Annotated in this window: 18 protein-coding genes and 5 pseudogenes; 17 read left to right on the top strand and 6 right to left on the bottom strand. The window is 68.5% G+C overall.

The features are described from left to right. Positions 1-148: 148 nt before the first annotated feature. From J2728_RS00620 to J2728_RS00555, 15 genes are all read left to right on the top strand, one after another. Positions 149-2185 (top strand): conjugal transfer protein TraG, encoded by a 2037-nt coding sequence (locus J2728_RS00620; RefSeq protein ID WP_309995123.1) that lies wholly within the window; start codon positions 149-151, stop codon positions 2183-2185. Between the two features lie 10 nt (positions 2186-2195). Continuing rightward, positions 2196-2594 (top strand): CopG family transcriptional regulator, encoded by a 399-nt coding sequence (locus J2728_RS00615; RefSeq protein ID WP_309995122.1) that lies wholly within the window; start codon positions 2196-2198, stop codon positions 2592-2594. After that, positions 2591-3592 carry a P-type conjugative transfer ATPase TrbB gene (trbB, locus tag J2728_RS00610; protein ID WP_309995121.1) on the top strand — a complete coding sequence of 334 codons (1002 nt, stop codon included), beginning with the start codon at positions 2591-2593 and terminating at the stop codon, positions 3590-3592. The genes J2728_RS00615 and trbB overlap by 4 nt, the downstream gene beginning before the upstream one ends. Continuing rightward, the gene (locus tag J2728_RS00605; protein ID WP_309995119.1) at positions 3592-3939 is read left to right on the top strand and encodes a TrbC/VirB2 family type IV secretion system protein; all 348 of its coding nucleotides are present in this window, start codon (positions 3592-3594) and stop codon (positions 3937-3939) included. Before trbB ends, J2728_RS00605 begins: the two co-directional genes overlap by 1 nt. Beyond that, positions 3936-4217 carry a VirB3 family type IV secretion system protein gene (locus tag J2728_RS00600; RefSeq protein WP_309995118.1) on the top strand — a complete coding sequence of 94 codons (282 nt, stop codon included), beginning with the start codon at positions 3936-3938 and terminating at the stop codon, positions 4215-4217. The genes J2728_RS00605 and J2728_RS00600 overlap by 4 nt, the downstream gene beginning before the upstream one ends. Continuing rightward, on the top strand, positions 4211-6643 hold the full coding sequence (gene trbE, locus J2728_RS00595) for a conjugal transfer protein TrbE (protein WP_309995116.1): 2433 nt from the start codon (positions 4211-4213) through the stop codon (positions 6641-6643). Before J2728_RS00600 ends, trbE begins: the two co-directional genes overlap by 7 nt. Further along, on the top strand, positions 6640-7362 hold the full coding sequence (gene trbJ, locus J2728_RS00590) for a P-type conjugative transfer protein TrbJ (protein ID WP_309995114.1): 723 nt from the start codon (positions 6640-6642) through the stop codon (positions 7360-7362). The genes trbE and trbJ overlap by 4 nt, the downstream gene beginning before the upstream one ends. Before the next feature lie 39 nt (positions 7363-7401). Continuing rightward, entirely contained in the window at positions 7402-8754 is a 1353-nt protein-coding gene (trbL, locus tag J2728_RS00585) for a P-type conjugative transfer protein TrbL (protein ID WP_309995111.1), read from the top strand. Between the two features lie 3 nt (positions 8755-8757). Next, positions 8758-9510 carry a conjugal transfer protein TrbF gene (gene trbF / locus J2728_RS00580; protein WP_309995109.1) on the top strand — a complete coding sequence of 251 codons (753 nt, stop codon included), beginning with the start codon at positions 8758-8760 and terminating at the stop codon, positions 9508-9510. Next, on the top strand, positions 9507-10478 hold the full coding sequence (gene trbG, locus J2728_RS00575) for a P-type conjugative transfer protein TrbG (RefSeq protein ID WP_309995107.1): 972 nt from the start codon (positions 9507-9509) through the stop codon (positions 10476-10478). The genes trbF and trbG overlap by 4 nt, the downstream gene beginning before the upstream one ends. Next, entirely contained in the window at positions 10475-11680 is a 1206-nt protein-coding gene (locus tag J2728_RS00570; protein WP_309995105.1) for a TraB/TrbI/VirB10 family type IV secretion system protein, read from the top strand. Before trbG ends, J2728_RS00570 begins: the two co-directional genes overlap by 4 nt. A gap of 12 nt (positions 11681-11692) precedes the next feature. Continuing rightward, positions 11693-11923, top strand: coding sequence for a DUF2274 domain-containing protein (locus J2728_RS00565; RefSeq protein WP_309995103.1), 231 nt, complete (start codon positions 11693-11695; stop codon positions 11921-11923). Position 11924: 1 nt separating this feature from the next. Further along, the gene (locus J2728_RS22180) at positions 11925-12359 is read left to right on the top strand and encodes a DUF736 domain-containing protein (RefSeq protein WP_404979677.1); all 435 of its coding nucleotides are present in this window, start codon (positions 11925-11927) and stop codon (positions 12357-12359) included. Between the two features lie 118 nt (positions 12360-12477). After that, positions 12478-12759 carry a hypothetical protein gene (locus tag J2728_RS00560; RefSeq protein ID WP_309995100.1) on the top strand — a complete coding sequence of 94 codons (282 nt, stop codon included), beginning with the start codon at positions 12478-12480 and terminating at the stop codon, positions 12757-12759. Positions 12760-12915: 156 nt separating this feature from the next. Then, on the top strand, positions 12916-13620 hold the full coding sequence (locus J2728_RS00555) for an HAD family hydrolase (protein ID WP_309995098.1): 705 nt from the start codon (positions 12916-12918) through the stop codon (positions 13618-13620). On the opposite strand, the pseudogene J2728_RS22175 reads toward J2728_RS00555, so the two are convergent. Both J2728_RS22175 and J2728_RS00545 read right to left on the bottom strand, forming a co-directional pair. Beyond that, a pseudogene (locus J2728_RS22175) lies at positions 13621-13755 on the bottom strand (hypothetical protein); the annotation flags it as partial. After that, positions 13755-14837: an acyltransferase family protein gene (locus tag J2728_RS00545; protein WP_404979676.1), complete on the bottom strand. Its 1083-nt coding sequence runs from the start codon at positions 14835-14837 to the stop codon at positions 13755-13757. The pseudogene J2728_RS22175 and the gene J2728_RS00545, both read right to left, overlap by 1 nt. Before the next feature lie 14 nt (positions 14838-14851). On the opposite strand from J2728_RS00545, the pseudogene J2728_RS00540 reads away from it, so the two are divergent. Further along, positions 14852-14972, top strand: a pseudogene (locus J2728_RS00540) (hypothetical protein). 67 nt (positions 14973-15039) lie between these two features. On the opposite strand, the pseudogene J2728_RS00535 reads toward J2728_RS00540, so the two are convergent. Then, positions 15040-15366: pseudogene (locus J2728_RS00535) on the bottom strand (endonuclease domain-containing protein); the annotation flags it as partial. Between J2728_RS00535 and J2728_RS00530 the strand changes: the two are divergent. Then, a pseudogene (locus J2728_RS00530) lies at positions 15357-15496 on the top strand (hypothetical protein). The pseudogenes J2728_RS00535 and J2728_RS00530 sit on opposite strands and share 10 nt — an antisense overlap. Here the strand turns inward: J2728_RS00530 and J2728_RS22170 are convergent. The 3 genes and pseudogenes from J2728_RS22170 to manD form a co-directional block, all read right to left on the bottom strand. After that, positions 15456-15545, bottom strand: a pseudogene (locus J2728_RS22170) (hypothetical protein); the annotation flags it as partial. The pseudogenes J2728_RS00530 and J2728_RS22170 overlap by 41 nt on opposite strands. Further along, positions 15527-16276: a FadR/GntR family transcriptional regulator gene (locus J2728_RS00525; protein WP_309995096.1), complete on the bottom strand. Its 750-nt coding sequence runs from the start codon at positions 16274-16276 to the stop codon at positions 15527-15529. The pseudogene J2728_RS22170 and the gene J2728_RS00525, both read right to left, overlap by 19 nt. A 220-nt stretch (positions 16277-16496) precedes the next feature. Further along, the gene (gene manD, locus J2728_RS00520) at positions 16497-17708 is read right to left on the bottom strand and encodes a D-mannonate dehydratase ManD (RefSeq protein ID WP_309995094.1); all 1212 of its coding nucleotides are present in this window, start codon (positions 17706-17708) and stop codon (positions 16497-16499) included. Between the last annotated feature and the right edge of the window lie 50 nt (positions 17709-17758).

Here is a 17758-nt window from a genome sequence, read left to right as displayed (position 1 = left end):
GCCTTAGCCCGCCGCGAGGTTTGCCGTTGGGCCCGTTGCGCCCAGAGGGCGCCTTGGAGGGGCCTGGCCGATCTAAGGGAAAATAGGCGCCGGACCGAGTCTCCGTCCGACCCAGCCGCATGTCGCGGCGGGCGACGGAGCCTTCCCCGTGACGCCCACAAAGCTCCTCATCGGCCAGATCGCCGCGGTCTTCGCGGTCGTGATCCTGGGTGTCTGGTTCGCCACCCAGTGGGCCGCCGCCCATCTCGGCTATCAGCCCGAGCTTGGCCCGCCCTGGACGCGGCTGGGTGGGCTGCCCGTCTATCGCCCGTGGCAGCTCTTCGACTGGTGGTTCCACTACGAAGCCTATGCGCCGCGGGTCTTCGACCTGGCCGGGCTGATCGCGGGCGCCAGCGGGTTCCTGGGTTGCGCCTGCGCGATCGCCGGATCCCTCTGGCGCGCCCGCCAGAGCGCGCGGGCCACGACTTTCGGCTCGTCACGCTGGGCCACGGCGGGGGAGGTCTCCGCCGCCGGTCTCTTCAAGGGGGCGGGCGTGTTTCTCGGCCGCCTAGGTGAGCGCTATCTGCGTCACGACGGGCCCGAGCATGTCATGGCCTTCGCGCCGACCCGCTCGGGCAAGGGCGTGGGGCTGGTGGCGCCGACGCTGCTGTCCTGGACCGGCAGCTGCGTGGTCCATGACATCAAGGGCGAGAACTGGACCCTAACCGCTGGTTGGCGGGCCCGGTTCTCGCACTGCCTGCTGTTCAATCCGACCGATCCGCGCTCGGCCCGCTACAATCCGCTGCTGGAAGTACGCAAGGGCCTGGACGAGGTCCGCGACGTTCAGAACATCGCCGACGTGCTGGTCGATCCGGACGGGGCGCTCGAGCGCCGATCGCACTGGGAAAAGACCAGCCATAGCCTCTTGGTCGGCGCGATCCTCCACGTGCTCTACGCCGAGGAGGAAAAGACTCTCGCCCGGGTGGCGACCTTCTTGTCGGATCCGCAGCGCTCCTTCGCCCACACCCTGCGGCGAATGATGGCCACCAATCATCTGGGCACGGCGGACGCGCCGCGCGTCCACCCAGTCGTGGCCAGCGCGGCCCGCGAGGTCCTCAACAAGTCGGAGAACGAACGTAGCGGGGTGCTCTCCACGGCGATGTCGTTCCTGGGCCTCTACCGCGACCCAACCGTGGCGGCGGTGACGGCCGCCTGCGACTGGCGCATCGCCGATCTCGTCGACGCGCCCGCTCCGGTGACCCTCTACTTGGTGATCCCGCCGTCGGACATTTCGCGCACCAAGCCCCTGGTGCGTCTCGTGCTCAACCAGATCGGCCGGCGGTTGACCGAGCGGTTGGAAGGCGATCCGGCCAAGCAGCGCAAGCACAAGCTCCTCCTGATGCTCGACGAGTTCCCGGCCCTGGGGCGACTCGACTTCTTCGAGACCCAGCTGGCGTTCATGGCTGGATACGGCATCCGGGCCTACCTGATCGCCCAGAGCCTGAACCAGATCTCCAAGGCCTACGGCGAGAACAACGCTATCCTGGACAACTGCCACGTCCGGATCGCCTTTTCCTCGAACGACGAGCGCACCGCCAAGCGCATATCCGACGCTCTGGGCACGGCGACCGAGCTGCGCGCCCAGCGTAACTACGCCGGCCATCGCCTGGCGCCCTGGCTCAGCCACGTCATGGTCAGCCGCCAGGAGACGGCCCGGGCGTTGCTGACGCCCGGCGAGGTCATGCAACTGCCGGCCAGTGACGCCTTGGTGCTGGTCTCGGGTCTGGCGCCGATCCGCGCCAAGAAGCTGCGCTACTTCGAGGACGCCAACTTCACCCGCCGTGTCGCGCCGCCGCCGACCCTGGCCGAAAGCGTCTATGCTGATCGGCCGCCACCGCGACCCAACGATTGGGGCGGTCAGGTGCGCGATCTCCATGCGGGCCTCGCGGCGGCGATCGACGACGAGCACGGCCTGGAGGCCGAGGGCGGCCTGCAGCAGCAGCGCCATCCCGGGTTCGACACGACGGTCAGCGACGCCGCTTGCGATCCCGGCGATGGGACATCGGCCTTTGACGACGGCGCCGGCGATGCGGTCGCCGACAAGCGCGCCTTCGATCAGGCCGCGTCGCGGCGGTCGGTGGTCCGAGCCCACGCTATGAACCAGGGGGAGGGTCGCGACCACGACGATCTTCTCCCCAATTTCTGAGGGGCCGATCATGAAGGATCGCCATCAGATCTGGCTCGAGACGGCGCTGGGCGGCGAACTCGATCGCCTGGGCGCCAAGCCCGGCGCGTCCAAGTCAGCCATCGTCGCGGCGGCTTTGCGCGCCTTCTTCGAGCGCCAGGCCTCCGCCGCCGTCGATGATCTGCTGCGCTTGCGCCTTGACCGCATGACCCGCGCGCTTGGACGGCTGGAGCGCAACCAGCAGGTGCTGCTGGAGAGCTTGGCGCTGTTCGTGCGCTACCAGCTGACGGTCACCGCGCCGCTCCCCGAGGCCGACAAGGCCGCCCAGGCGATCGGCCGCGAGCGATTCCAGCGCTTCGTCGATCAGGTCGGCCGCCAACTGGCCGCCGGCCGCGCGACCTTCCCAGACCCTGAGGGAGGCGAGGGATGAGCCTTATGCGCGCTGAAACCGAAAGCCGTCGCGCCACCATGCTGCGCACCGCCCTGGGCGCGGCCATCGCCCAGGCCTTGGGCGACCCGGCTGTCGTCGAGGTGATGGTCAATCCGGACGGGCGGCTCTGGATCGATCGTCTCAGCGAAGGTCGCGCCGACACCGGCGTGGTGCTGGGCGCGGCCGATGTCGAACGCATCATCCGCCTCGTGGCCAGCCACGCGCGCGTCGAGGTCCACGCCGACGCGCCGATCGTCAGCGGCGAGCTGCCGGCCAGGGCGCCCAGCCTGACCGGCGAGCGCTTCGAGGGGATCTTGCCGCCGGTGGCGCCCGCCCCCTGCTTTTCGATCCGCAAGCCCGCCACCCGGGTCCACACCCTCGACGACTACGTGCAAAGCGGGGTGATGGCGCCGGTCCAGGCCCAGACGCTGCGCCGCGCGATCGCCGAGCGCGCCAACATCCTGATCGCCGGAGCCACCGCCTCGGGCAAGACCACCCTGGCCAACGCGCTGCTGGCCGAGATCGGTCGGCTCCAAGAGCGCGTGGTGATCCTGCAGGACACGCTCGAACTTCAGTGCGCGGCGCGAGATTGCGTCTTTCTGCGCACGCGCAGCGGCCTCGTCAGCCTCGCCGACCTCGTGCGCTCGACCCTTCGCCTGCGCCCTGACCGCATCGTGGTGGGCGAGGTTCGCGGCGGCGAGGCCCTTGATCTCCTGAAGGCCTGGAACACCGGACACCCCGGGGGCCTGGCCACCATCCACGCCAATTCGGCGCGCTCGGCGCTCTATCGCCTCGAACAGCTCGTCCAGGAAGTGGTCGCCGTCGCGCCGCGCCGCCTGATCGCCGAGGCCGTCGATCTTGTCGTCTATCTGAGCGGCCGGGGAACCAGCCGCCGCCTGGAGACCATCGTCCGGGTCACCGGTATTGACGCCAACGGCGACTACCTGCTCGCCGACCTCGCCCCCCCGCAACTGAAAGTCCTCAGAGGAGACAACTGATGTCACCGAACCTGACGTCGCGCCTGCTTGCCCCCACGGCGCTGAACGGCGCGCTCGCGGCCCTGGTCGCCGGCGTCTTCCTAGCCCCGATCTCGGCCCGTGCGGCCGGCTCGGGTATGCCCTGGGAGGCGCCGCTTCAACAGGTCCTGGAGTCGGTCGAGGGACCGGTGGCCAAGATCGTGGCGGTGCTGGTCATCATCACCACGGGCCTGGCCCTGGCGTTCGGCGAGACGTCGGGCGGCTTTCGCAAGCTGATCCAGATCGTCTTTGGGCTGTCGATCGCGTTCGCCGCCTCCAGCTTCTTCCTCAGCTTCTTCTCGTTTGGCGGCGGAGCGCTGGTCGCATGAGCGGGCCGGCCAGAACGCCAGGTCCTGTCGAGGGTTTCGAGGCGCCGCTGCATCGGGCCCTGACGACGCCGATCCTGCTCGGCGGCGCGCCGCGCGGGGTGGCCATCCTCAACGGCACGCTGGCGGCGGCTCTGGGGCTTGGCCTCCAGCAATGGGCGGCGGGCCTGGCGCTCTGGCTGGTGGGTCACACCCTGGCGGTGTTCGCCGCCAAGCGTGATCCCGACTTTCTGCCCGTTCTGCTGCGCCACCTTCGTCAGAGGGCCTGGCTGTCATGCTGAACCTTCGGGAGTACCGCAACAAGGCCGACCGCCTCGCCGACCACGTGCCCTGGGCCGCGCTCGTCGCCCCTGGCGTGGTGCTCAACAAGGACGGCAGCTTCCAGCGCACCGCCCGCATTCGCGGGCCCGACCTGGAAAGCGCCACCGAGGCGCAGCTGGTGGCCTTCTGCGCGCGCGCCAACAACGCCCTGCGTCGGCTGGGCTCTGGCTGGGCGCTCTTCTTCGACTGCGAGCGTGCGCCCGCCCTGGACTATCCGGTCAGCGCTTTTCCCGACGCGGCCTCCTGGCTGCTCGACGAAGAGCGCCGGGCCGCCTTCGACGGGCGCCGCGGCGAGCACTTCGAGAGCCTGGCGCACCTCACGTTCTACTTCCTGCCACCGCCCGATCAGGTTCGCAGGGCCGAGGACGCGCTGATCGAGCGCGTCCGTCCCGCGGGTGGCCGCGACTGGCGGCAGGAACTGGACGGTTTCGTCGCGGCGAGCGACCGCGTGCTGGACCTATTGGCGAGCTTCATGCCCGAGGCGCGTCCCCTCGACGACGAGGAGACCCTGACCTTCCTGCACGGGACGGTGTCGGATCGTCGACATCGGGTCGCCGTCCCGCCGACGCCCATGTATCTGGATGGTCTGCTGGTCGACACGCCGCTGAGCAGCGGCATCGAACCGATGCTTGGCGACCTGCACCTAAGGACCCTGACGGTCCTGGGCTTTCCCAACACCACGCGGCCGGGGTTGCTCGACACCCTCAACCACCTGCCGTTCGCCTATCGCTGGACGACGCGCTTTATCGCCCTGGACAAGGCCGACGCCGAGAAGGCGCTGGGACGTATCCGGCGCCAATGGTTCAACAAGCGAAAGTCCGTCGTCCAAATCCTGCGCGAAGTGCTCAGCAACGAGCCCGCGCCGCTGACCGACAGCGACGCCGACAACAAGCTCATCGACGCCGACCTGGCCCTGCAGGCGCTTGGCGCGGACTTGGTCGCCTTCGGCCACCTGACCGCGACGATCACCGTCGCTGACTGCGAGCCGGCGGCGGCCGAGGAGAAGGCGCGGGCGGTCGAGCGCGTCCTGGGCGGCCTTGGCCTGACCTGCATTCGCGAGCGGGTCAACGCGGTGGAAGCCTGGCTTGGCGCCTTGCCAGGCCAAGTCTACGCTAATGTCCGCCAGCCGCTGGTCCACACACTGAATCTGGCCCACCTGACGCCGTTGTCGGCGGTGTGGGCTGGCCCGACGGCCAACGCCCATCTGGAGGGGCCGCCGCTGCTGTTGGCTGAGTCCAGCGGCGCGACGCCCTTTCGCTTCTCGACCCATGTGGACGATGTCGGCCACCTGATGGTGGTGGGGCCAACCGGCGCGGGCAAGTCCGTGCTGCTCAGCCTCCTGGCCCTGCAGTTTCGGCGCTACCCTGGCGCCCAGGTCTATGTTTTCGACAAGCGCTTGTCGGCCCGCGCGGCGGTGCTGGCCATGGGCGGCCAACATTTCCCGCTCGCCGTCGACAGCGGCCTGGCGTTCCAGCCGCTGCGCCACATCGACGAGCCCGCCGAACGCGCCTGGGCCGCGGAGTGGCTGGCCGACCTGCTGGTCCAGCAAGGCGTTAGCGTGACGCCAGAGGCCAAGGACGCGCTCTGGTCGGCCTTGGACAACCTCGCGGGCGCGCCGGCCGAGGAACGGACCCTGACCGGGCTTTCGATGCTTGTGCCGTCGCGCGCGCTCAAGACCGCGCTCCTAGCCTATACCCTCGATGGCCCCTTTGGCCGGCTGCTCGATGCGTCGCAGGACGATTTGGCGCTCGCCGACGTTCTCTGCTTCGAGACCAACGCCCTGGTCGGCGCCCCCTCGGTCGTCGGGCCGGTCCTGACCTACCTCTTCCATCGGCTGGAGGCGCGCTTCGACGGGCGGCCCAGTCTCCTGGTGCTCGACGAGGCCTGGACTTTCCTCGACAACCCCGTCTTCGCCGCCCGCATCCGCGAGTGGCTCAAGGAACTGCGCAAGCGCAACGTGGCCGTGGTCTTCGCCACCCAGTCGCTGGCCGATATCGAAAACAGCGCCATCGCGCCGACCTTGATCGAGAGCTGTCCCCAGAGGCTTTTTCTTCCGAACGACCGGGCGGTCGAGCCTCTGTCGCGGCAGGCCTATGAAGCCTTCGGGCTGAATGATCGCCAGATCGAGCTGATCGCCAGGGCCACGCCCAAGCGCGACTACTACCTGCAGTCGCGGCGCGGCAACCGCCTGTTCGAACTCCAGTTGGGGCCCGTGGCCCTGGCCCTCTGCGGATCCTCCGATCCGGCGAACCAGACGCTCATCGACCAGCTTTTGGCTAAGCCCTCGGACCTCTCCTTCCTTGTCCGTTTCCTGGCCGCTCGCGGCCTGACTTGGGCCGCCGACCTGGCGGCCGACTTTCCCCAATCCTCTGGAGAAACGTCATGACCGTCGGTTATCGCCTCGTCGCGCTCGGCGCCTGCGCCGCCCTTATGGCGACCTCTCTCGGCTCCGCTCCGGCGGCCGCCCAGTTCACGGTGTTCGATCCCAGCAACTACAGCCAGAACCTGCTGACCGCCGCGCGCACTCTGCAGCAGGTCAACAACCAGATCGCGGCCCTGCAGAACCAGGCCCGCATGCTGCAGAACCAGGCCTTGCAACTGAAGGCGCTGGATTACAGCGCCCTGGCGCCCATGCGCGAAGCCCTGTCCAGGATCGACGAGACGATCGCCAGCGCCGAGGGCGTGGCGATGGACGTCCGCTCGACACAGGCGGCGCTGGATCAGCTCCTCGGTTCGCTCGACGGGGCGTCCTCGACCGGACAGATGGTCGCGCGCGCCCGCGCCCAGGCGAGAGCCGCCATGGACGGCTATCGCCAGAGCCTCAAAGTGCAGGCCCAGATCGTCGAGAACCTCCAGGCCGACGCGCCGCTGATCGCCGAGCTCGTGGCCCAAAGCCAGGGCGCGCAGGGCGGCCTTCAGGCCCAGCAAGCGGCCAATCAGCTGCAGGCCCTGGCGATCAAGCAGGACCACCAGCTTCAGGCGCTGATCGTCGCCCAGGCTCGCGCCGATGCGCTGGAGCGGGCCCGTCAGTCGCAAATCCTCGAAGCGGGCAAGCTTTCGGCGCGCGCCTTCGTCGGCGATCGCCAGGCCTACACGCCCGACTGACCGCCGGCCCCTCCCACAAGCCTGGAAAGGGCCGCGCCCGTGGACGTCGCTCCAGACCTCAACATCATCGACCGCCTGCTGGCGGCCTACGGCGCCTATATCGACAGCGGCTTTGGGCTGGTTCAGCCGAAGGTCGGGGCGTTGAGCAACATCCTCATCGCGCTCGACGTGACGCTCGCGGCGCTGTGGTGGCTAAGCGAGGGCGACGACAATGTCCTGGGGCGTCTGATCAAGAAGGTGCTCTATATCGGCGCCTTCGCCTTCATCCTCACCAACTTCCAGACCCTCAGCGAGACCGTCTTCAAGTCGTTCTCAACCCTGGGCCTGACGGCGGGCGGCGGCGGGCTCTCGGCCGAGGATCTGATGCGGCCTGGTCGCATCGCCGGGGTCGGGTTCTCAGCAGCGCATCCCTTGATCGACAAGGCCAGCCAACTGACTGGCTTTCCGGAGGTCTTCGTCAACCTGCTGACCATCGTGCTGCTTATGGTCGCCTGGCTCCTGGTGGTGCTGGCCTTCTTCGTGATGTCCATCCAACTCCTGGTCACGATCCTGGAGTTCAAGCTGACGAGCCTTGCGGGCTTTACGCTGGTGCCCTTCGCCTTCTGGAACAAGTCGAGCTTCCTGGCCGAGCGGGTGCTGGGCAACGTCGTCAGCAGCGGCGTCAAGGTCATGGTCCTGGCCATCATCGTGGGCATCGGCGCCAACTTCTTCGATCCGCTGGTCGCCACGCTGGGCGAAGACCCCGATCTCGCCGCGGCCATGACCCTGGTCCTGGCGGCTCTGACGCTGGCGGCCCTGTCGATCTTCGGCCCCAGCATCGCCTCCGGGCTCGTCTCGGGCGCGCCGCAACTGGGGGCGGGCGCGGCGGTCGGCACAGCAGCCGGCGCGGCGCTGATGCTGGGCGGCGGCGCGGCCCTGGGCGCGCGCGCGCTCGGCGCGGCCGCCAGCGGCGGCCTGGCCGCGATGCGAGCCGGAACGGCGATGGGCGCGGGGGCGAGCGCCGCCTACCGCCTGGCGCAAGCAACAAGCGGCGCGACCGGCGCGGCAGGTGTCGGCGCCGGCCTTGGCGGCGTGGCCCGAGCCGCCGGCGGCGCGGCGATCCAGGGCGCCGGCGACATGGCCGACCGCGCTAGAACCGCGCTCGGCCAGAGCGCCGCGCAAGGCCGGGTCGCGGCTTGGCGCGGGAGCGGTGGAACCAGCGCGGTTACAGGTGGCGCCGAGGCCGCGACCCCCTCGGTCGGCGCGGGGGTGGATGTGGCGCCGGCCTGGGCGCAGCGTCTGCGCGCGCGGCCAGCGTCCGACATCAGCCGCCACGCCGCGATCCAGGCCCTCAAGGAGGGCGACCGCCAAGGCGGCGCGGCCAATCCCGATCTCAGCAACAAGGAGGCATGATCCATGCGCTTCTCGCGATCCCCGCAGCGCTATGGCGTTACCCCGCCTGCCGAGACGCCATACCAGCGCGCCGGGCAGCTCTGGGACGAGCGGATCGGCACGGCCCGCGCCGCGGCTTACAATTGGCGGCTGGCCTTCTTTGGCTGTCTGGCTCTGGCGGGCGCCTCGGTGGCCGGCAATCTCTGGCAGTCGGGTCAGAGCCGTATCGAGCCCTATGTCGTCGAGATCGACCGGCTGGGCGATGCCAGGGCCATAGGGCCAGCCGAGCAGACTTGGGAACCTGGCGACGCCGTGGTGGCCAGCGCGCTGCAGCGCTTCATCGTTGATGTTCGATCGCTCTCCTCCGATCCGGTGGTGGTGCGCGAGCGCTGGCTGGACGCTTACGACATGGTCACCGCGCGGGGACGGGTGTTCCTCGACGGCTATGCGCGCGGGGCCAACCCCTTCGCCGCTATCGGTGATCGCACGGTCTCGGTCCAGCCGACCAGCGTGGTGCGCGCCTCCGACCGCTCCTTCCGCGTCGACTGGATCGAGCAGACCTTCGAGCGCGGTGCCTTGGCCGAGACCCGCCACTGGACCGCGATGGTCTCGCTGCGGCGGGTCAAACCCAAGTCCAAGGCCGATCTGAAGCGCAATCCGATCGGCCTGTTCGTCGACGACATCGATTGGTCCGAGCAGTCAACGGCCCGCCTGGCCACTAGCCCGACATCACCGCCTGCCTCTGGCCTCACCGCGCAAGGAGCCACCCAGCCATGACCCGTATGCTCATCCTGCTCGTTGGGACCAGCCTCTGCGCCTGCGCCCATCATCGCCCGCCGCCGGCCATCCCCCTCGACGCGGCCGCCTTCCAACCGGCCCGGATCGTCGAGGAGCCGCCGCCTCGGATCGTTGTGGTCGAAACGCCCAGGCCGTTGCCCCTGCCGGGGCAGTTGCTGGCGCCGCCCTCGACCCGCCCAGAGGCGGCCAAGCCGATCGCGAGAGTCGATGCGGCCAACCGCGCGGCCATCCGCGAGCCGACCAGCGCCGGCTACGTCAACGCGGTCCAGGTCTATCCCTGGAGCGAAGGGGCGCTCTATCGCCTGTTCACCGCGCCCGAGCATGTCAGCGACATTGGCTTGGAGCCGGGCGAGCAACTGCTGGCCGTCTCGGCTGGCGACACGGCGCGTTGGGTGATCGGTGACACCGCCAGCGGCGCCGGCGCGGCCCGCCGCGCGCATGTGCTGGTCAAGCCCTTCTCGGCGGGCCTGTCCACGAACATGGTGATCACCACCGATCGCCGCGCCTACCACCTGTCCCTCGTCAGCACCGAGGCGACAGCGATGGCCGCCCTGTCCTGGACCTATCCCAAGGACCAGCTTCTGGCGCTGCAGCGGCAGGCGGCGACAAGCGCCGAGCGGGCCGCGGGCCCGGCGGTGAATGTCGATCAGCTCAGATTTCGCTATGTCCTCTCAGGGGACAATCCGCCCTGGCGGCCCGTCCAGGTCTTCGACGACGGCCAGAAGGTCTATGTCGAGTTTCCCGCTCGCCTCGATCAAGGCGAGGCGCCGCCGCTGTTCGTGGTGGGGCCGCTGGGCGACCACCAGCTCGTCAACTATCGCGTCCAGGGCGCCCGCTACGTGGTCGACCGCCTCTTCGCGGCGGCGGAGTTGCGGTTGGGCGAAAAGCCCCAGCAGGTCGTTCGCATAACCCGCAACGACGCGGCCGGCGCGCGAGACGGGCGATGAGCGCCGGGGCTGAGGAGGCGGTCGGTGATGGCGGCAAGGCGCCCGCTGAGCCGCTGGTGTTGCGCGCGCGTCCTCGACCGATCGCGCGCTTTCGTCGCTGGCTGTTGATCGGCGGCGCCGGCCTGGGCGCGGCGAGCTTGTCGGTGTTGGCCTGGGTGGCGCTATCGGCCTCGCCCGCGCCGCCCAAGGCCAGGGAGCCGCAGCCGACCCTGGCCTCTAACGGCGGCGAGGAGACGCTGTCGATGCTGCCCAAGGACTATGCGCAATCTGGAGCGCCGAAGCTTGGACCGCCGCTGCCGGGCGATCTTGGCCGGGCCATCGTCGAACAGCAGGGGCGCGGCGAGACGCCCACGACGCCGTCGCGAACCTTGACGCCCGCGCAGCAGGCGGCCGAGCAGGAGCGGGGGCGTTTGGCCGCCGAGGCTCTGCAGGCGCGCGCGTCTGGTTTGCTCATCCAGACCTCGGCGCGGGGCGAGCCACCCGTCCAGGCTTTGGAACTTGCAGGCGGGCCGGCGGCGCCGATGGCGGAGGCTAACACCGCCACAACGACCACGGCCAGGCAAGCCGGCAAGCTTGGCTTCCTCGAAGGGCAAGGGGCTGGCGTCGTGCGAAACGCCCACGACCTCGCGCCGCCGATGTCGCCCTACGAGGTCATGGCCGGCGATGTGATCTCGGCCGCGCTAGTGACGGGCCTGGATTCCGACTTGCCGGGGGTGGTGATCGCCCAGGTCACGCAAAACGTCTACGACACGGTGACAGGACGCTTCCTGCTGATCCCTCAGGGCGCGCGGCTGATCGGGTCCTACGACAGCGTGGTCGCCTTTGGGCAGAAGCGGGCCCTCGTCGTGTGGCGGCGGCTTGTTCTGCCCGATGGCTGGTCGATGCCGCTCGACAACCTGCCGGCTAGTGACACCCGCGGCTATGCGGGGCTTCGAGACCGGGTCGACTTCCACACCTGGCGGCTTTTGCAAGGCGTGGGGATGTCGACACTGCTGGGCGTTGGATCGGAGCTCTCGTTGGATGACGACGGCGACCTTGTTCGCGCGCTTCAGCGTTCGACCCAACAATCGATCAGCCAGGCTGGCCAGCAGATCGTCAGCCGGCGGCTCGACGTCCAGCCGACCCTGAGGGTCCGACCGGGGTGGCCGCTGAAGGTCATCGTTCACAAGGATCTCGTGCTGCGCCCCTGGCGCCCGTCCTAGAGGAGATACCCAATGCCCGATCTTCGCCTGGGCAAGCTGCCCAACCGCACGCCCAGCAAGCTTACCCTGAGCCTCTGGCCCGAACTGGACGAGCGTCTGAGGCTCTATGCCGAACGGCACTCGGCCCAGACCGGCCAGGTGGTCAGCGCCGCGGACATCGCGCCGCACATACTGGCCGACTACATCGAGGGCGATCGCGAGTTCGCCAGGGTTTTGAAGGCCTCGAAGGCCAAGGCAGGCTGACATGTCGCTGATCGGCCATTTTCGGCGCAGCCGCTCAGGCGGATGGGAAGGTGACCTACGGACCCTGACGCTCGATGTTCGCCTGCGGCTAAAACCTAACGATGATCGGACGCACCCCAACGCGCCGGCCTTTCGCGTCATGGTGGGGTGGTCGCATGTCGGCGACGCCTGGGAGGCCAATTCGCGCTCTCGGCCGTCACGCCCGATGGTTCGAGTGGACCTAGACGATCCTCTCTTTCCCGCGCCTATCTCGATGGTCCTCCTGCCCGACGAGGACGGCGAGACGGCGGTGATGATCTGGCAGCGATCTCAGATGCGCCGGGCCCGTGCGGACCAGGATTGTCCGCACGGGCCCGGCGACCTGAACGTGTCTCGGCTGTCGCAGGGGCGCAGTTCACCAGATCCGGCAGCTGTTCGCGACCGCCATCTAAGTTGAATGACATGGCGCCTGCAAAGAGGGGCGGCATTGAACCGCGGTTGGCGCCAAGATCGATAGTTGTGCATGAGGCGCGAAGCTGAGGAAGCGACCGCGAGAATCGCCTTAGCCGAGCGCCATGACGCTTGAAGACGTCGACCACCTGTTCGCGATTATGGCTGCCGAGGCGACGGAAAAGGATGATGACGGTCTGCTCCCTGGCGCTGTCATGCTTTCGGTCGACAGCTATTGTCGCATCCCGCACGGAAGTCCCGTGGCCTGCACAAACATCCTGCATGGCATTCGCTATCGAGGCGTGAGGATGAACGTGGCGAGAAATTACGAGGACAAAATTCTAAGCCGCGCGGAGGCCGGTGAGGGAGGGCATCCCTTCTTCGACTTGTCGCCCATCGGAATCTAATTCTGCCCCTTTCGATCGACGATGCATCTCGCTGACCGCGTCCGATCCTGCTAATTCTACGACCGAGAAAAGGCCGTCTATCGGCGCGAGAAGCGAAGTCAGGCAAGTTGCCTGATTTTTCCGCCAAGTCGGCGCGGCGAGAACGATAAAAAATTAATGAATACAATAACTACCGTCGGCGTCGACGCCGACGACACCCTCTGGCACTGCGAGAGCCTGTTCCGTCTCTCCCACCAGCGCTTCCTGGACCTGCTGTCCGAGCACGGCGATCCCGACAAGATCGAGGCCCAGCTGACGGCCGTCGAGAAGCGTAACCTTCGCGTCTATGGCTACGGGGCCAAGGGCTTCACCCTGTCGATGATCGAGACGGCGCTGGAGGTCACCGACGGCCGCGTCGACACCCGCGTGATCCGCGAGATCCTGGCCGTCGGCCGCGAGATGCTGACCGAGCCGATCGAGCCTCTGCCCGGCGTCGAGAACGCCCTGGCCGAGCTTTCCAAGCGCTACCGCCTGATCCTGATCACCAAGGGCGACCTGCTGCACCAGGAGCAGAAGCTGGCCTCCTCGGGCCTGGGCGACTACTTCGTGGCCGTCGAGATCGTCTCCGAGAAGGACGTGGGCACCTACCGCCGGGTGTTCGACCGCTACGGCACGGGCGCGGCGCAGGCCGTGATGGCCGGCAACTCGATGAAGTCCGACATCCTGCCCGCGCTGGAGGCCGGCTGCTGGGGCGCCCTGATCCCGTACCCGCTGGTCTGGTCGCACGAGGCCGCCGACGCGCCGGCGGACCATCCCCGCTATGTCGAGCTGGGCAGTATCGGCGAGCTGCCGGCGTGGGTGGATGGGGTGGCGCGCGCCTAGAGCGCCCCCTCCGTCACGATGCTTCGCATCGCGCCACCTCCCCCGTTGCACGGGTGAGGAGGACGACAGTTCATCCTCACCCGCATGCGGGGGAGGTGGCTCGTCGCGAATACGCGGCGAGACGGAGGGGGCGCTCAGGCCGCCCGCTTCTTCCCCAGCCCCGCCATCCAGTCCCGCGCCGGGCGCTCGAACAGCACCAGCGACAGATAGGCGATCGGGAACAGGGCCACGACCCAGAACAGGACCCACAGGCGCATCAGGTCGCCGTTCAGGTTCCACATCCCCAGGCCCACCCAGGCCAGCCCCATCTTCAGGGCGATCGGGTGCAGCAGGTACAGGCTGAACGACAGCTGGGCCCAGGGGGCCAGGCGCTGGCTGACGCCGCCCTGAACGCCCTTGGCGTCGGCGGCCACGCCCAGCAGGCCAATGGCGTAGACGACGAACAGCAGGGCCGTGCGCGGCGTCCCCGCCCACGAGGCGACCAGATAGGCGCCCAGCAGCAGCCACATCAGCAGGTTCGGGCGCGGGATCTTGGCCAGCGGCCCTCGCAGCTGGAAGGCGGCCATGCCGATCAGGAAGCCGGGAACCGCGCGCAGCACGCCATAGTCCCAGGTCCACTGGTGGAAGGGGCGGTCGCCGTGCGGGGTCTGCAGCATGACCACGATCGACAGCAGGGCCACCGCCAGGGTGACCCACGGGCCGCGCGCGGTCAGCACGAACAGCAGCGGCAGGATCAGGTACATCCCCATCTCGGCGCTGATCGCCCAGCTGACGAAGTTCCAGGTCTGGGAATGGCAGACGCCCCAGGCGTGGACGAACAGGATATTGGGGACGATGCAGGCCACGTCATAGCGGCGCGGGTCGCGGTCCTGGATCCAGCCGGCCGCGCCGGCGGCGGCCACGGCGATGAACACCAGCATGGTCAGCCAGTGCAGCGGCCCCAGCCGCGCCACGCGCTTTTGCAGGAAGTCCCGGTACTTGGCGAAGGTCGTCAGCCGCCCGGTATAGATCGCCGCCATCACATAGCCGGAGATCAGGAAGAACAGGTCCACGATCAGGCTGAAGCTCTTGATCGTATCGTCCGCCCACTGCCAGTGGCCGTCCAGGTTGATGAACCGGTTGAAGTGGAACACCACGATCATGACCGCCCCGACGATCCGCAGGGCGTCGAGGTGCAGCATCTGGTCGGAATCAGGTTTCAGGGGGGGCAGGCGCATGGGCAAGCTGTGGCATGAGACGCCCCCTCCGTCACGATGCTTCGCATCGCGCCACCTCCCCCGTTGCACGGGTGAGGAGGAAGCGGCTTTACCCCTCCTGCCCCGCTTGCGGGGGAGGTGGCGCGGCGCCGATAGGCGACGTGACGGAGGGGGCGTTCTTCGCCGCGCGTTGCCTCATCAGGTCCATGCAGGTATCCCAAATGCCATCCGCGACGCTTGTCGGATCGCGCATGACGTCATCAGCGGCGTAGCGCAGGATCTCGAGTCCTTGGTCCAGCATCCACGCGTCGCGCCGCTCATCCCGAGCGCCCCGACCGCCCATGTTGTGGCCCCAGCCGTCGATCTCGATCACCAGTCGGGCTTCCGAACAGTAGAAGTCAGCGATGTAGGGGCCGATCGGGTGCTGGCGCCGGATGCGAGGTCCGCCGGGCTGTCGCGCGCGGAGGCGAACCCAGAGTATGACCTCGGGCGGCGTCATCTCGCGACGTAGCGACTTCGCGCGCGTGTGGGCCCGGCTTAATGATCGCATGGGTTGAGCATGCGCCTTTGCGCCCCCTCCGTCACGATGCTTCGCATCGCGCCACCTCCCCCGTTGCACGGGTGAGGAGGGTGACCGCCATCCTGCCCCGCTTGCGGGGGAGGTGGCGCGGCGCCGATAGGCGACGTGACGGAGGGGGCGTTCTTCGCCCCTAGATCGCCACCCGCTTCGCGATCGCGCTGCGGCGGGCCTTGGTTTCCTGTTGGGCTTTCTGGACCGCTTCGGTCTCGGTGGCGTGGAGCAGGTGGTCGATGACGCGTTCCAGGTGGTCGCGCATGGCCTGGCGAGCGGCGGCGGAGTCGCGGGCCTTCAGGGCGTCGACCACGCGGCGGTGCTCGACGATGCGCGGCTCCAGGCCCATGCCGCGGGCGCGGGTCAGGATGTTGCGGGCCAGGGGCGAGCGGTTGCGCCAGTCCCACAGGTTCTCGATCGTGGCGATGATCGCGCCGTTGCCGGTGGCCCGGGCGATGGTCAGATGGAACTCGCGGTCGGCGTCCTCGCCCCGGATCTCCTCCTCCTCGTGCATCCGTTGCAGAAGGGTCTCCAGCTCGTCGATCTGCTCGTCGGAGATCGAGGTGGCGGCCAGGGCGGCGGCCTCGCCCTCGAACAGCCGGCGGGCCTCGATCAGCTCGAAGGCGCCGATCTCGAAGTCGATGTCGGCCGAGGGCGCGATCGGGCGGATATTGCCGGTGACATAGATGCCCAGGCCATGCCGAGCCTCGATCATGCCCAGCATTTCCAGCGCGATCATCGCCTCGCGCAGGGTGGGGCGGGAAACGCCGAACTGCTCGGCCAACTCCCGCTCGGTCGGCAGGCGGTCGCCGATCCGGTACTGCCCCGCCTCGATGGCCTCGGCCACGGTGTCGGCGATCTTGCGGTAGAGCTTGACGTTGTCTGACATGGTCGGCGAAGGGGCCCGAAAGACGCTGGGGTGTGGAGAGCGTGGCAGCCGAAAGTGTAAGCGGTTTCGGCGGCCGCCACGCTCTCGATCACCAGAAATTAGAGCCTGTTTATCCGCTTGTGATGGTTCCATCACAAGCGGCGGGCTCTAGGTCCGGATTCTAACACGGACCATGGCGACGCTTGGCGTGTTTTCTCCTGACAGGCTCCCGCCGCCCTGATCACCAATCGTGCATCGAACCGTCGAGGCGGCGGGCGACCGGAAGATAGGCGCGCTTGTAGGGGTAGTTGGCGGCCAGCGCCTCGTCGATGTCGACGCCCAGGCCCGGCGCGTCGCCGGGGTGCAGCATCCCGTCCTTGAAGGTGTAGGCGTGGGGGAAGACCGCGTCGGTCTCGGGGGTGTGTCGCATGTACTCCTGGACCCCGAAGTTCGGGATCGACAGGTCGAAGTGCAGGGCCGCGCCCATGCAGACGGGCGACAGGTCCGTGGCGCCGTGGCAGCCGGTGCGCACGTGGTGCAGGTCGGCGAAGGCGGCCAGCTTCTTCAGGTGGGTGATCCCGCCGGCGTGCACCGCCGTGGCGCGGATGTAGTCGATCAGCTGTTCCTCGATCAGCTGCTTGCAGTCCCAGATCGAGTTGAAGATCTCGCCCACGGCCAGCGGCGTCGTCGTGTGCTGGCGGATGATCCGGAAGCTGGCCTGGTTCTCGGCCGGCGTGGCGTCCTCCATCCAGAACAGGCGGTAGGGCTCCAGATCCTTGCCCAGGCGCCCGGCCTCGATCGGGGTCAGGCGGTGATGGACATCGTGCAGCAGGTGCAGGTCATCGCCCAGCCGCGCCCGAGCGGCCTCGAACAGGGCGGGGGCGCCGCGCAGATAGCGCTCGGTCGACCAGATGGTCTCCTTGGGCAGGTCGCTGTCGGCCGGCTCGTAGAACATCTTGTCCTTGGAGACGCCGTAGGCGCCGGGCATCCCGGGAACGCCCGTCTGTAGCCGGATGGCCTTGTAGCCCTGCTCGGCGTAGTGGGCGGCGTTGTCGAGGGTCTCCTCGATCGTCTCGCCGTTGGCGTGGCCATAGACCATCACGCCCGAGCGGCAGGCGCCGCCCAGCAGCTGGTAGACCGGCAGGCCGGCGATCTTGCCCTTGATATCCCACAGCGCCATGTCGACCGCGGCGATCGCGGCCATGGTCACCGGGCCCCGACGCCAGTAGGCGCCGCGATAGAGGTACTGCCAGATGTCCTCGATCTGGTGGGCGTCGCGGCCGATCAGGCAGGGGATGACGTGCTGGGAGAGATAGGCCTCGACCGCCAGCTCGCGGCCGTTCAGCGTGGCGTCGCCGATGCCGTAGACGCCGTCGCTGGTCATGATCTTCAGCGTGACGAAGTTGCGCCCCGGGCAGGTGACGATGGTCTTGGCGGCGATGATCTTGGGCATGGGGCGCTTCGGCTGGCCGCGGGGGCGTGAAAGGGTTGGGCCGAAAGCAC

It is taken from the genome of Caulobacter segnis (assembly GCF_031454995.1).
GTDB classification, from domain to species: Bacteria; Pseudomonadota; Alphaproteobacteria; order Caulobacterales; family Caulobacteraceae; genus Caulobacter; species Caulobacter segnis_E.
The sequence above is the reverse complement of the archived record's forward strand: the minus strand, read 5'-3'. Positions and strand labels throughout refer to the sequence as shown.

Excerpts from the sequence above, each read along its gene's own strand:
- J2728_RS00545 (WP_404979676.1), bottom strand. The coding sequence starts at position 14,837 with ATGCGCCTGCCCCCCCTGAAACCTGATTCCGACCAGATGCTGCACCTC.
- trbG (WP_309995107.1), top strand. The coding sequence starts at position 9,507 with ATGACCCGTATGCTCATCCTGCTCGTTGGGACCAGCCTCTGCGCCTGC.
- manD (WP_309995094.1), bottom strand. The coding sequence starts at position 17,708 with ATGCCCAAGATCATCGCCGCCAAGACCATCGTCACCTGCCCGGGGCGC.
- trbJ (WP_309995114.1), top strand. The coding sequence starts at position 6,640 with ATGACCGTCGGTTATCGCCTCGTCGCGCTCGGCGCCTGCGCCGCCCTT.
- trbB (WP_309995121.1), top strand. The coding sequence starts at position 2,591 with ATGAGCCTTATGCGCGCTGAAACCGAAAGCCGTCGCGCCACCATGCTG.
- trbF (WP_309995109.1), top strand. The coding sequence starts at position 8,758 with ATGCGCTTCTCGCGATCCCCGCAGCGCTATGGCGTTACCCCGCCTGCC.
- J2728_RS00560 (WP_309995100.1), top strand. The coding sequence starts at position 12,478 with ATGACGCTTGAAGACGTCGACCACCTGTTCGCGATTATGGCTGCCGAG.
- J2728_RS00605 (WP_309995119.1), top strand. The coding sequence starts at position 3,592 with ATGTCACCGAACCTGACGTCGCGCCTGCTTGCCCCCACGGCGCTGAAC.
- J2728_RS00615 (WP_309995122.1), top strand. The coding sequence starts at position 2,196 with ATGAAGGATCGCCATCAGATCTGGCTCGAGACGGCGCTGGGCGGCGAA.
- trbE (WP_309995116.1), top strand. The coding sequence starts at position 4,211 with ATGCTGAACCTTCGGGAGTACCGCAACAAGGCCGACCGCCTCGCCGAC.
- J2728_RS00525 (WP_309995096.1), bottom strand. The coding sequence starts at position 16,276 with ATGTCAGACAACGTCAAGCTCTACCGCAAGATCGCCGACACCGTGGCC.
- J2728_RS00565 (WP_309995103.1), top strand. The coding sequence starts at position 11,693 with ATGCCCGATCTTCGCCTGGGCAAGCTGCCCAACCGCACGCCCAGCAAG.
- J2728_RS00555 (WP_309995098.1), top strand. The coding sequence starts at position 12,916 with ATGAATACAATAACTACCGTCGGCGTCGACGCCGACGACACCCTCTGG.
- J2728_RS22180 (WP_404979677.1), top strand. The coding sequence starts at position 11,925 with ATGTCGCTGATCGGCCATTTTCGGCGCAGCCGCTCAGGCGGATGGGAA.
- J2728_RS00600 (WP_309995118.1), top strand. The coding sequence starts at position 3,936 with ATGAGCGGGCCGGCCAGAACGCCAGGTCCTGTCGAGGGTTTCGAGGCG.
- J2728_RS00570 (WP_309995105.1), top strand. The coding sequence starts at position 10,475 with ATGAGCGCCGGGGCTGAGGAGGCGGTCGGTGATGGCGGCAAGGCGCCC.